The 13,106-nt window shown below is 63.4% G+C and carries 10 protein-coding genes, 2 tRNA genes and 1 pseudogene; 11 read left to right on the top strand and 2 right to left on the bottom strand.

Going from position 1 to position 13,106, the window contains the following annotated elements:
• Positions 1 to 39: 39 nt before the first annotated feature.
• Entirely contained in the window at positions 40 to 507 is a 468-nt protein-coding gene (gene yhbY, locus ACEN9H_RS19975; protein ID WP_056127985.1) for a ribosome assembly RNA-binding protein YhbY, read from the bottom strand.
• Between the two features lie 43 nt (positions 508 to 550).
• Between yhbY and ACEN9H_RS19970 the strand changes: the two genes are divergently transcribed.
• From ACEN9H_RS19970 to ACEN9H_RS19940, 7 genes are all read left to right on the top strand, one after another.
• Complete coding sequence (locus tag ACEN9H_RS19970) at positions 551 to 1,198, top strand: RlmE family RNA methyltransferase (protein WP_413671817.1); 648 nt, start codon at positions 551 to 553, stop codon at positions 1,196 to 1,198.
• Between the two features lie 223 nt (positions 1,199 to 1,421).
• Complete coding sequence (gene ftsH, locus ACEN9H_RS19965; protein WP_036234132.1) at positions 1,422 to 3,299, top strand: ATP-dependent zinc metalloprotease FtsH; 1,878 nt, start codon at positions 1,422 to 1,424, stop codon at positions 3,297 to 3,299.
• A 72-nt stretch (positions 3,300 to 3,371) separates the two neighbouring features.
• Complete coding sequence (gene folP / locus ACEN9H_RS19960) at positions 3,372 to 4,214, top strand: dihydropteroate synthase (protein ID WP_160409044.1); 843 nt, start codon at positions 3,372 to 3,374, stop codon at positions 4,212 to 4,214.
• A gap of 18 nt (positions 4,215 to 4,232) precedes the next feature.
• Complete coding sequence (glmM, locus tag ACEN9H_RS19955) at positions 4,233 to 5,573, top strand: phosphoglucosamine mutase (RefSeq protein WP_413671816.1); 1,341 nt, start codon at positions 4,233 to 4,235, stop codon at positions 5,571 to 5,573.
• 63 nt (positions 5,574 to 5,636) lie between these two features.
• Positions 5,637 to 5,713, top strand: a tRNA-Pro gene (locus ACEN9H_RS19950).
• A gap of 52 nt (positions 5,714 to 5,765) precedes the next feature.
• Positions 5,766 to 5,842 (top strand) — tRNA-Arg (locus ACEN9H_RS19945).
• Positions 5,843 to 5,931: 89 nt separating this feature from the next.
• Entirely contained in the window at positions 5,932 to 6,867 is a 936-nt protein-coding gene (locus tag ACEN9H_RS19940) for an MBL fold metallo-hydrolase (protein WP_413671815.1), read from the top strand.
• 9 nt (positions 6,868 to 6,876) lie between these two features.
• On the opposite strand, the gene ACEN9H_RS19935 is transcribed toward ACEN9H_RS19940, so the two are convergent.
• Positions 6,877 to 8,178: a family 1 glycosylhydrolase gene (locus tag ACEN9H_RS19935; protein WP_082577730.1), complete on the bottom strand. Its 1,302-nt coding sequence runs from the start codon at positions 8,176 to 8,178 to the stop codon at positions 6,877 to 6,879.
• Between the two features lie 168 nt (positions 8,179 to 8,346).
• On the opposite strand from ACEN9H_RS19935, the gene ACEN9H_RS19930 reads away from it, so the two are divergent.
• The 4 genes and pseudogenes from ACEN9H_RS19930 (at position 8,347) to ACEN9H_RS19915 (ending at position 13,067) form a co-directional block, all read left to right on the top strand.
• Positions 8,347 to 10,290, top strand: coding sequence for a TonB C-terminal domain-containing protein (locus ACEN9H_RS19930; protein WP_413671814.1), 1,944 nt, complete (start codon positions 8,347 to 8,349; stop codon positions 10,288 to 10,290).
• Positions 10,291 to 10,593: 303 nt separating this feature from the next.
• Positions 10,594 to 10,836, top strand: a pseudogene (locus ACEN9H_RS19925) (DUF1565 domain-containing protein); the annotation flags it as partial.
• A 27-nt stretch (positions 10,837 to 10,863) separates the two neighbouring features.
• Entirely contained in the window at positions 10,864 to 11,724 is an 861-nt protein-coding gene (locus ACEN9H_RS19920; RefSeq protein ID WP_413675610.1) for a choice-of-anchor Q domain-containing protein, read from the top strand.
• 239 nt (positions 11,725 to 11,963) lie between these two features.
• Positions 11,964 to 13,067 (top strand): polysaccharide biosynthesis/export family protein, encoded by a 1,104-nt coding sequence (locus tag ACEN9H_RS19915; protein ID WP_413671813.1) that lies wholly within the window; start codon positions 11,964 to 11,966, stop codon positions 13,065 to 13,067.
• Positions 13,068 to 13,106: the final 39 nt, after the last annotated feature.

Here is a 13,106-nt window from a genome sequence, read left to right as displayed (position 1 = left end):
CCGGGGTAGCGGCCCCGGTTAATTTTTGGTGAACACGGCTTATTTCAGGGCCGTCTTCTTGGTGCTGGCCTGACGTGGCTTGGCCCGTTTGATGTTGCCGCCTTGCGTGACGCGCTCGTTGCCTTTTAGCAGGACCTTGGTCACGGTCGGCTTCTTGGTGCCGCTCGGGCTCGGCTTGACGATGGTGACTTCGCGCAGGCCCTTGCCGGACTTGGCCGAACGTTCCTTGACGTCGTCCTTCTTCGGGCGGTACAGCACGAGCAGCTTGCCGATGTGCTGGACCGGCGCGGCGTCGAGTTCCGCGCAGATGCGTTCGTAGATCGCGATGCGCTCTTCGCGGTCGTCGCCGAACACGCGTACCTTGATGAGGCCGTGTGCGTCGAGGCTGGACGAGATTTCCTTCATGACGGCCTCGGTCAGGCCGTCAGCGCCGATCATGACGACAGGATTGAGTCCGTGGGCTTCCGCACGCAGCGCTGCACGCTCGACCGGTGTAAGTTTGATCATGATGTTATTTTGAGATACCTATTAAAAGCAGTATTTTACGCGAATGGCCAAGAACAAATTCAATAAAAACTGGATTCACGATCACATCAACGATCCCTATGTCAAATTGGCACAGAAAGAGGGCTACCGGGCCCGTGCGGCCTACAAGCTGAAGGAAATCGACGAAAGCGAAAAGCTCATCAAGGCGGGCCAGGTGATCGTCGACCTCGGCTGCACGCCGGGCAGCTGGGGTCAGTACACGCGGCGCAAGCTGGCCGGCGGCGAGGAGGGCGGCATCAAGGGCACGATGATCGGCCTCGACATCCTGCCGATGGAGCCGATCGCCGACATGCATTTCATCCAGGGCGATTTCCGCGAGCAGGAGGTGCTCGACGAGCTGGCGGGCGTCCTCGAAGGTCGCATGGCCGACCTCGTGCTGTCCGACATGGCGCCGAATCTCTCCGGTATTCCGTCCGCAGATGCAGCGCGCATGGAGGATTTGATCGATCTCGCTATTGAGTTCTCTCAAATGCACCTCAAACCTTCAGGGGCATTGTTGGTGAAATGCTTCAAGGACATGGGATTTACCCAGATCCTGGAGAAGTTCCGCACCGAATTCAAGGTCGTCAAACAGATCAAACCGAAGGCCAGCCGCGACAAATCCTCGGAAATTTTCCTGCTGGGGCGTGGGCTGAAAAATCCGGCCGCCTGAAATTGCGAAATTCGACGGAAACGCCCTTGATTTCCTGCGGTACAACCGCACATCAGCAAAGGACAGCCACGTCTATGTACATGATGGCTGCGCAACGGAAATAAAAACCGGCTATAGTGGAGCATAGGCACTATGGCGGTCGTGCGTGGCACGGGCTGCTTATTGCGGTAAAATCTGCCTTTGAAAAAATGGGAAAAGATGCGTTCGCATCAGAGGAGTCTTCGTGAATAATATGTTTTCCAAATCCGCCATCTGGGTGGTCGTCGCGCTGCTGTTGTTCATGCTGTTCAAGCAGTTCGACAACCACAGCGTCGCGGGCGGCAGCAAGACCATTGCTTATTCCGAGCTGCTCGATGACGTCAAGGCGAAACGCATCAAGGACGTCGTGATCGAAGGTTCGAGCATCACCGCGACCCGCACCGACGACACCAAGGTCCGCACCACCGCGACCATGCTCGACCGCGGCCTGATCGGCGACCTGCGCGACAACAACGTGCGCTTCGACGTCAAGCCGCCCGAGGAACCGTCGTTCCTCCAGCAAGTCTTCATTTCCTGGTTCCCGATGCTGCTCCTGATCGGTGTCTGGGTGTTCTTCATGCGCCAGATGCAGGGCGGCGGCAAGGGCGGGGCGTTCTCGTTCGGCAAGTCGAAGGCGCGCATGATGGACGAGACGAACAACACCGTCACGTTCGCCGACGTCGCCGGCTGCGACGAAGCGAAGGAAGAAGTGGGCGAGATCGTCGACTTCCTGAAGGATCCGACCAAGTTCCAGAAACTGGGCGGCCGCATCCCGCGCGGCGTGCTGATGGTTGGCCCCCCGGGTACCGGCAAGACGCTGCTGGCCCGCGCCATCGCAGGCGAAGCCAAGGTCCCGTTCTTCTCGATCTCCGGTTCGGACTTCGTCGAGATGTTCGTCGGCGTGGGTGCGTCGCGCGTGCGCGACATGTTCGAGAACGCGAAAAAACATTCGCCGTGCATCATCTTCATCGACGAGATCGACGCCGTCGGCCGCCATCGTGGCGCCGGCATGGGCGGCGGCAACGACGAACGCGAACAGACGCTGAACCAGCTGCTGGTCGAGATGGACGGTTTCGAGGCATCGTCGGGCGTGATCGTGATCGCCGCGACCAACCGTGCCGACGTGCTGGACAAGGCACTGCTGCGTCCGGGCCGTTTCGACCGCCAGGTGATGGTGGGCCTGCCGGACATCCGCGGCCGCGAACAGATCCTGAATGTGCACATGCGTAAAGTGCCGATCGGCACAGACGTGAAGGCCGACATCCTTGCGCGCGGCACCCCGGGCTTCTCCGGCGCCGACCTGGCCAACCTGGTCAACGAAGCCGCGTTGTTCGCCGCGCGCCGCAGCAAGCGTCTCGTCGAGATGAGCGACTTCGAAGACGCGAAGGACAAGATCTTCATGGGTCCGGAGCGCAAATCGATGGTCATGCGCGAGGAAGAGCGCCGCAACACCGCGTACCACGAGTCGGGCCACGCGGTGATCGCCAAGTTGCTGCCGAAGGCGGACCCGGTGCACAAGGTCACGATCATGCCGCGCGGCTATGCCCTCGGCCTGACCTGGCAGCTGCCGGAGCACGACAGCCTGTCCGGCTACAAGGACAAGATGCTGGAAGAGATCTCGATCCTGTTCGGCGGCCGTATCGCCGAGGAGATCTTCGTCGGCCAGATGTCGACCGGCGCCTCGAACGACTTCGCCCGCGCGACCAAGCTGGCCCGCTCGATGGTGACCCGCTTCGGCATGTCGGAAAGCATGGGCGTGATGGTCTACGAGGATGATCCGAACGAAGGCTTCTTCGGCGGCTCCGTGAAGACCATCTCCGAAGCGACGCAGCAAAAGGTCGATGCCGAGATCCGCAACATCCTCGACACGCAGTACACGCTGGCACGCCGCCTGCTGGAAGAAAACCGCGACAAGGTCGAAGTGATGACGAAGGCGCTGCTCGAATGGGAAACCATCGACGCCGACCAGATCAACGATATCATGGCCGGCCGCGAGCCGCGCCCGCCGAAGTCGGTCGTCCTGACCAAGCGCACGCCTCCGAGCGACAGCGGCGTCGCCCCGAACGCGACCGCCCCGGCCTGACCAGCGCGGTCTCTCCTCGAAAAGGCACCCCGAGCGGGTGCCTTTTTATTCTTCATTCCGTTGGTTTTCGTCATGCGTCAATATCTGCAGTGCGGCCGTTTCGGCTATAACCTCGCCCAGCGCCCGCTGGTCATGGGCATCCTCAACGTCACCCCCGATTCCTTTTCCGACGGCGGCCGCTACCAGGGCCTCGAATTCGCCGTGGAGCGGGCCGAGCAGATGATCAAGGACGGCGTCGACATCATCGACATCGGCGGCGAATCCACGCGTCCGGGTTCGCCCAGCGTCCCCGTCGACGAAGAGCTGCGCCGTATCATGCCGGCCATCTACGCGTTGCGCGAACTCGGCTATCCGCTGTCGATCGATACCTGCAAGCCTGAGGTGATGCGCGAGGCGATCATCGCGGGCGCGGACATGATCAACGACATCAACGGCTTCCGCGCGCCCGGCGCGATCGAGGCCGTGAAGGACAGCGACTGCGGGCTGTGCGTAATGCATATGCAGGGCACCCCGCAGGACATGCAGGCACAGCCCGAATACGTCGACGTCGTGGCCGACGTGATCGCCTTCCTGCGCGAGCGGATCGATGCGCTGCTGGCGGCGGGTGTGGCACGCGAACGTATCACGATTGATCCCGGATTTGGTTTTGGGAAGAGTGTCGAGCATAATTATGCTTTGCTCCGGAGCATAAACCGCATGGAAAGCGAACTGGGCCTGCCCGTATTGGCGGGCCTCTCGCGCAAATCGATGATTGGCGCCGTGACGGGCCGCAGCGTCGAGCAGCGGCTGGCCGGCAGCCTGGCCGGTGCGCTCGCTGCGGTAGCGCAGGGCGCCCGGATCGTACGGGTCCATGATGTGGCAGAGACGGTGGATGCGCTGAAAGTCTGGCAAGCGGCCACTACGAATAATCAATAGATGAAGAGAATTTAATTAATGGCACGCAAATATTTCGGTACCGATGGCGTACGCGGCCTGGTGGGCAAGTCGCCCATCACCCCTGACTTCGTGATGCGGCTGGGCTATGCCGCCGGCAAGGTGCTGGCCAAGGACAAGGCCGGCACCAGCGAACGTCCAACGGTCCTGATCGGCAAGGACACACGCATTTCCGGCTACATGCTGGAAGCGGCGTTGGAAGCCGGTTTCTCGGCAGCCGGCGTCGACGTGATGCTGGCCGGCCCGATGCCGACCCCGGCCATCGCGTACCTGACGCGCGCACTGCGCCTGCAGGCGGGCGTCGTGATTTCGGCCTCGCACAATCCTTTCCAGGACAACGGCATCAAGTTCTTCTCCGGCCATGGCACCAAGCTGCCTGATGCCGTCGAGCTCGAAATCGAGGAGATGATCGACCAGCCGATGGGCTGCGTATCGTCGGAAAAGCTGGGCCGCGCCACGCGCCTGCGCGACGCGCAGGGCCGTTACATCGAATTCTGCAAGAGCACGTTCCCGAACGAGCTCGACCTGCGTGGCCTGAAAATCGTCGTCGACTGCGCCCACGGCGCCGCCTACAACATTGCGCCGCACGTGTTCCATGAACTGGGCGCCGAAGTCATCGAGCTGGGCACCAAGCCGGACGGCTTCAACATCAACGACGGCGTCGGCGCGACGGCACCGAAGGCGATGGCGGCCGCGGTGGTCGAGCACGAGGCCGACCTCGGCATCGCGCTGGACGGCGACGCCGACCGCCTGATCATGTGCGACGCCAAAGGCCGCCTGTACAACGGCGACGAGCTGCTGTACGTGATGGTGCGCGCGCGCATGGCGACCGGTCCGGTGGCCGGTGCCGTCGGCACCCTGATGACCAATATGGCACTCGAAGTGGCGTTCAAGGACATGGGCATCGGTTTTGCGCGCGCGAAGGTCGGCGACCGCTACGTGCTGGAAATGATGCAGGACCGCGGTTGGCTGCTGGGCGGCGAAGGCTCGGGCCACCTGCTGGCGCTGGACAAGCACACGACCGGCGACGGCATCGTGTCGGCACTGCAGGTGTTGACCGCGCTCAAGCGTTCCGGCCAGGGCCTGGCCGAGTGCTGCAGCGACCTGACGCTGTATCCTCAGACCCTGATCAATGTGCGCGTGCAGCCGGGTACGGACTGGACGAAGAACGCGGCCGTCGTGGCGGAGAAGGAGAACGTCGAGCGCGAGCTGGGCGACAATGGCCGCGTGCTGATCCGCCCGTCCGGCACGGAACCGCTGGTGCGTGTCATGGTCGAGGCGAAGAACGCCGAACTGGCCGAGACAATGGCCAGACGCATCGCCGCGCGCTTCGAAGTCTGACCATCCGCCGCGGCAGGACCCTTCATTGACGCCTCCCGTCCGGCGGGGTATGATCGTTCCAATCGGAGTGTAGCGCAGCCCGGTAGCGCACCTGCTTTGGGAGCAGGGGGTCCAAGGTTCGAATCCTTGTACTCCGACCACCGTTTGCAAACGGGCTGTCCTCGACGGCCCGTTTTCATTTATGAAGCCGTACTGCCCATAGCTCAGTTGGATAGAGCATCAGCCTTCTAAGCTGAGGGTCGCTGGTTCGAACCCAGCTGGGCAGGCCATCCCCCATCCTTTCGTTGACTGCAGGCTAGCGAACGCCTTCGTGCAAACCCCCATGCTAGTCTTGACTCGACAATGGCAAGGAGGCGATATGGTGCTGGTCCGGGTGGTGTGGATGATGGTGATGTTCCTGTCCGGTTGCGTGATGGCAAGCGCGCAAACGAAGGCGCCCGAATCCGCCACGCTCGCACTCAGGCTGCCACCGGCGGGCGCGCCCGCTGCAGCGAACGGCACCGTCCAGTTCATCGGCACCGCGACGGTGCTGATCCGCTACCAGGGCTTCACGATCCTGACGGATCCCAATTTCCTGCACAAGGGCGACCATGTGCACCTCGGCTACGGCATCACGTCCGAACGCCTCACGAATCCCGCCCTGAATCTCGAACAGTTGCCGCCGATTGATCTCGTCGTGCTCTCGCACTTGCACGAGGATCACTTCGACAGGCTCGTGCAGGAAAAACTCGACAAGAACATTCCCATCATCACGACCAAGTCGGCGGCGAACAAGCTCAAGGACATGGGCTTCCAGCGCACGTTCGGGCTGGCGACGTGGGACCGGATCGACATCGAAAAAGGCGAGGCCCGACTGCGCATCACGGCGGCTCCGGGTCGCCACGGCAAGGCGGGCATGCAGGCGCTGCTGCCCTCCGTGATGGGATCGGTCCTCGACTTCGGCCCGAACACGGCGGCCCCGGCCTATCGCATGTATGTCAGCGGCGATACGTTGATCTACGACGACCTGAAGGCGATCCCCCAGCGGTTTCCCGGTGTCGACCTCGCCCTGCTGCACCTGGGCGGCACGCGCATCCTGGGTGTCTTCAGGGTCACGATGGACGGCAAGGACGGCGTGACCCTGATGCAGATCGTCCAGCCGAAAAAAACGATTCCGATCCATTACGACGACTACGACGTGTTCAAGTCGCCGCTGTCGGACTTTGCACGGGAGGTGAAGACGGCCGGACTCGACCAGCAGGTCGTCTACCTGGCGCACGGCGATACCTACACGTTCGGGCCCGCCGAGCATTGACCTTGCGGGTCACTCGCGCTCTTCGGTACGTGGCGCGAGCGTCGCGTCTTCGTCGAATGGCCAGCCGCTCGGCGGCGGCACATGGCGCTGGAATTCGTGCGGCATCACGATCGGCACCTGCAGGCAGACGCTTTGCGTCGGCAGCACTTCCATCCACGCGCGCACGAGCTCCTTGTAGGCGATGCCGACGGGGCGGATCTTGCGGTCGAGGTCGAACAGCCCCAACGCATTGACGTTGCCGTTGTTCTCGCGCAGGGCCGTGTCCCAGTCGACCTGGTCCGTCAGCGAATACCAGGTGAACCCGACCAGCGGCACACCGTTGTTGCGGACCCGCAGGACATTCGCCCACTCCTTGCGCAGCCAGTGCACGGCCTCGTCGCCGCGCGGCCCTTCGCACAAGTTCGTTTCCGTGTGCATCACGGGCAGCCGGTAGCGGTTGTAGTACTGGTGCGTGATGACGGCATAGCCGAAGATCTCGCCCGCCGCCCGCGTCAGCCCGTCCGCGGACACGTAGTGCTCGTTGGTCTGGTAATAATCGTTGCCCATGATGCAGTGGTGCTTCAGATTATTGTTCAGGAAGAAGTGATACTCCTCGCGCGTCATGCCGTTGTCCATCATGTATTCGTACATTTCGGAATCGACGCGGCGGCCGTAATTCAGGTCCAGCGACAGGAAGCGGCGGGAATTGTACAGCTCGGCGGGGCCGATGGCGGATGGGCTTTCGGCGTGAAAGTATTCGGTCGATTCGCTTTGCACGAACAGGGCGTCCGGACGCACTTGCAGGATCGCATGCATGGCCAGGATGTTCGCCTTGACGAGGTTCTTCGTCGCCGTGACGAAGCCGCGGTCCGTCGTCATCTGCTCGTTCCACCAGCCGTACAGGGCGGAGAAGAGGGCGCAGATCGACATCTCGTTGATCGGCGTGTACAACTGCAGCCATGGGTAGCGCCGCGCGAACGTGCCGGCATACTCGGCGAACAACTCGGGAAAATCCGGGTTCTGGAAGTTGCCGATCCAGTCGGGCACGCCGAAGTGGCACAGGTCGACGATCGACGCGATGTTGCGCTGGCGCAGGTCATTGAGCGCCAGGTCGGCGAATTCCCAGTCGTAGCGCTTGGGCCCGAGCCACGTCTTGTGCAAGGGCGGCCCGTAGCGCAGGACTTTCAACCCGAGTTCCTGCACGAGGTCGAAGTCCGTGCGCCAGTATTTGTAGTGGCCGCACTTTTCCATCTCGTCCATGCGCACGCGACCGTTGTCGATCGTCGGAATGCTGTTTTCGATACCCGTTGCGAAAATAAATCCTGGCGACATGCGAACCTCTGGCTGCTGATCGGTCCAATTCATTGTAGCCGGGATTGCAAACAGCGTTCCGAACCGTGCGCGCCCCCATTTGTGCGCGCCCCCTTTACTGTCGCGTGTAAGCTGTGCTATCAATCCAGCAACATTTCATTTCTTCACGCCCGACGCGACACGACCAGCATGCCCAATGCCACCGCGGCACGACCTGTCATAGCCAACGATGCGTCCGAGCGACGGCTGGCAATGGGCGTGCTGGTTTCCCTGCTGCTGCATGCCCTCGTACTGTCCCTGCAGTTCGGCATTCCCGGATTACGGCCGGGACCCGGCGGACCGATGTCGATCCGGCTGACGGCGCCTGCCGTGCCTGTGCCGGACTCGGCGCCTGTGCCACCGCCGCCGGTATCTGCGTTACCGCCCGCCCCAGTCGCACTTTCGCCCGCGGCAGTGGCGCCGCTGCCTTTGCCGCCGAAGCAGCCGGCCACACCGCGCCACGGTTTCACGGTCGTCGATCCCGTCGTGCCGGTACCGGTGCCCAAGGCACCGGCACCCACGCCCGCGCCGCCGCCGCGGCGCGTCGTCAAACGCCGCCGCAAACCGCCTGCCACGCGCCTGGCCGATGGCTTGCACACGCGGGTGATCGCTCAGGAAACCCATCAGGACAACACGTTCGACGTGCCGCTGCCGGCTGTCGAGCCCGATCCCGCACCGGACCCGATGGCCCGCGCCGAGCCGCCGGCCGAGGCCGATGCACCCGCCGAGGACGATGCGATGGCGCAAGAAACCGCACGGGCCGAGCGCGCTCGCCTGGCTGAGGAACGCGAGCAGGAGCGGGCGCTGCGGCGCGAAGCGGACGAAGCCCGCCTGCGCGCCGACGCCGAGGACAGGCTGCGGGCCGAGGCCGAGCAGCAGCGCCAGCGTCTCGCCGAGCAATCCGCGCAATACGAGACGGCGCTGGCCGGGCAGCGCGCGGCCGAGGAAGCGCAGGCGAGGGCACGCCAGGAAGAGGAAGACCGGCGCCTGGCGGAGCAGCGACGTCTTCAGCAGGCCGGGCAGGAGCGGGCACAACAGCTGGCCGAACAGCAGCGTATCCAGCAAGCCGGGCAGGAGCGGGCGCAGCAGCTGGCCGAGCAGCAGCGTATCCAGCAAGCCGGGCAGGAGCGGGCGCAACAGCTGGCCGCACAGCAGCGTATTCAGCAAGCCGAGCAGGAACGGGCGCAGCAGCTGGCCGAACAGCAGCGTATCCAGCAAGCCGAGCAGGAGCGGGCACAGCAGCTGGCCGAGCAGCAGCGTGTCCAGCAAGCCGAGCAGGAACGGGCGCAGCAGCTGGCCGAACAGCAGCGTATCGAGCAGGCCGAGCACGCACGCGTGCAGCAGTTGGCCGAGCAACGCCGCGCGGAGGAGGCCGTCCGGCAACAGCTGGCGGATCAGGAAAGGGCCCGCCGGCTCGCAGAAGAAAGGTCGCGCCAGGAACATGCCCAGGCCGAACAGGCGGTACGCCGTCAGGCGGAAGAGAACGCCCGGTTGGCCCAGGAGCAGGCCCGCCAGGCACGCGAGCGTGCCGTTTCCGACGCCGCAGCACCGGGGCCCGCTCGCGCAGGCGCGGACGGCGGCAGCGGCGATGGCGCTGGACGCGGCAACGGCACGCTCCCGCGCGGCGCGCTGGGCAGCGACCTGGCCTCGCGTGCGCGCGAGATGATACGCGGTATCGACATCCTGAAACCCGTGCCGCGGGCCGTGCAGCCCGCCGAGGACGCGGCACGTGCCGTCCGGCGCGCCCTGGCCGGGGCGGCGCGCCACGACATTCCGCTGCGCATGTACATGGACAGCGTGCGCCAGAAAATCGAGCGTAACGCCGTTCTGAGCGACGCCCAACTGTCGGCCGACGTGGTGCGCACCGACCCCATCGTCAGCGTGGCGATCCGGAGCGACGGCAGTGTCGAGGACGTGACCATCCTGCGCTCCAGCGGCCGTGCCGACATCGACGACTTCGTGCGCCGCATCGTGCGCCTGAACGCGCGTTATTCGGCGTTTCCGCCGAACGTCGCGGCGAACTACGACGTCATCGAACTGCGGCGCGTGTGGCGTTTCGCAGGTGCCCTGCGGTTGATGGAAGAGATGCGCTGACCCCCGCGGTCGGCGCGGCCATGCGGCCACGATCAAATCTTGCCCTCATTCGAACACTGAAGCATGCGACATGTTTCGGCGTTCATATGGCGCGTCCGGCAATCCCACCGTCCGGCCCTTGAGCGACCGTCCCCCCTGCGTCACGGCATAACAAACAACAAGTAATTATCCTCCTAGGAAATTTTTCGTAGGGGAAATTTCTTTGTATTGTTTGTTACTCCTAAAAAATTTTTCCGTAAATTCATTGAACTTAGGAAGTTTCCACGCCTCAAAGCTACTCCTTTCACTTGTTGAGGCAGTTAAATGCAAAACGCAGTCAAGCTTGTTCCGAACGTTCGTATCAACCTGTTGTCATGCTTTGGTGCTGTCGCGTTGCTGGCAGTCGGTGGGAGCGCAATTGCGGCCACTAACATCTACGTGTCGCCCACGGGCTCCGATTCCAACCCGGGCACGCAAGCAGCGCCAGTGAAGACGATCACGCGTGCAGACGCACTGGCAAGCGCTGGATCGACGGTCCACGTTGCCGCTGGAACATATTATGTGTCGGCACCTTCCTTGAGCAGTGCAGGCATCGTGACCCGGAAGAGCGGCACCTCGAGCGCGCGTATCCGCTTCGTGTCGGACGTGAAGTGGGGCGCAAAGATCGTCGTGTCGGGCACCGGTATCACGTGGGACTCGCGCGGCAACTATGTCGATATCGACGGCTTCCAGATCACCGGCTCGGGCCGTCATGGTCTCCTGGCTTCGGGGGCGTACCTGACGTTCAAGAACAACTACATCCACGATCTGACAGTCAGCGGCGGCTGCAATGGCAGCGGCGGCGCAGCGATCGACACGTATGGTCCGGTCGGTAACGTCCTCATCGACCGCAACGTGGTGCGTAACATCGGTTATCGCTATATCGGCGCATGCAACACGATCCAGGGCATCTATATCGCCAATGCAAACAACGTCGTCACGAACAATATTGTCTCGGGCGTTGCAATGGCTGGTATCCAGCAATGGCACGGCGCCACCGCGTCGACGATCGTGAACAACACCTCGTTCCACAACAAGATCGGTATTCTGCTGGGCCAGGGCGACGCCGGCACTACCACCGGCTCTGCCAACAACTACGTCGCCAACAATATCGTCTACGACAACGTTGCTTACGGCGTGATCGAAATGGGCAAGATGGGCGGTAACAACCGTTACGCCAACAACCTGGTCGCACGCAGCGGCACCAGCTGGAAAGTGAAAGGCGCCGTGTCCGGGTCGATTTCGTCGGATCCGCTGTTCAGGAATTACCTGGCGAACGGCACCGGCGACTATCGCGTGTACAGCAGCTCGCCCGCGATCGACCGCGGCACCTCGACCAAGGCACCGACGATCGATTTCGCCGGCGTGGCCCGTCCGCGCGGCGCGGCAGTCGACGTCGGCGCGTACGAGTACTGATCGCACCGCTCACGCTGATCCGCTCATCTCGAACTAGCGAGAACGATACCCGCGTCGATGTCCGATGCGGGTATTTTTATTTCCGCGCCGCATACGCGCACACTCGCAGGCAAACTATTGCCGCTGGCGTTAATGCTGACCTGAGCCTGCCGTTTGACGTGCGCCAAAACCATTCTGGGTAGCGGGCTTACGCTGACTCGGATCGCCAGGGGTTGGCAGCACATTCCGACAGGCAAATCATGAGAGCTTCCTCTACGCAATGTATGGCGGCCGCCTTGCTGGCGCTCGCCTTGGGGGGATGCGCCCCCGTCATCCAGTTCCGCTCGCAGGACAAAGGGGGGGCCAACGAACCCGCGCCGCCGACAGAAATGATCACGGAACAACTGATCACCGTGGAGCGCCAGCAGCACCAGGACGTGGCCAACCAGGGCCTGGACGAGCTGCTCGTGCCGAATCCGGCGCCCTATGCGATCGGCAGCGGCGACGTGCTGTCCATCGTGGTCTGGGATCACCCTGAACTGGCCGGGACCGCCGTGAACGCGTCCCCCGGCGCGCCCGATCCCAGCGGAGCGAACGCGGCGCCGCCGGGTTTCGTGGTCGACCATCTCGGGCGCATCCAGTTTCCGCTGATCGGCCTCGTGCCCGTCGAAGGCCTGACCGAGGAAGAGGCCCGCGCGGTCCTGACGAAGAAACTCTCCAGGTATCTTGCGGGCCCGAACGTCACGTTGCGGGTCCAGTCCTACCGCAGCAAGCGCGTGTACATCGACGGCGAGGTCAAGGCACCCGGCCTGCAAGCCATCAACGACATCCCGATGACGCTTGTCGAGGCGCTCAACCGTGCCGGCGGCCTGCTGCCCACCGCCGACCAGAGCAGGATCGTCCTCGAGCGCAGCCAGCAGCGCTACCGCGTCAACCTGCGCGACCTCGTGCAGAAGGGCATCAATCCTGGGCTCGTCATGCTCAAGCCGGGCGACGTGGTCCGCGTGCAATCCCGGGACGAAAGCAAGATCTTCGTTTCCGGCGAGGTCATCACGCCCAAGGCGCTGACGATGCACGATGGGCGCCTCACCCTGAACGAGGCGCTCGGCGAGAGCGGCGGCATCAGTCCGCTGAGCGGCGATGCGCGCCAGGTCTACGTGGTGCGCAAGACGTCCGGCCGGACCCGCGTGTTCCGGCTCGATGCCCGCGAGGCCAGTTCGCTGGCGCTGGCCGAAGCCTTCGAACTGCAGCCCAAGGACATCGTCTACGTGGCAGCGACGCCCCTGGCTAACTGGAACCGGAACCTGAGCCTCCTGATCCCGGGGGCATTGACGTCGGCCGTCAGCGCCACCACGCGGCCCTGAAACCCGCGCACACGAACGCACGCTTGATCACGCACACGG

It is taken from the genome of Massilia cellulosiltytica, from assembly GCF_047325105.1.
Classification (GTDB): domain Bacteria; phylum Pseudomonadota; class Gammaproteobacteria; order Burkholderiales; family Burkholderiaceae_D; genus Telluria; species Telluria orientalis.
This window is presented reverse-complemented; position numbering and strand designations above follow the sequence as displayed.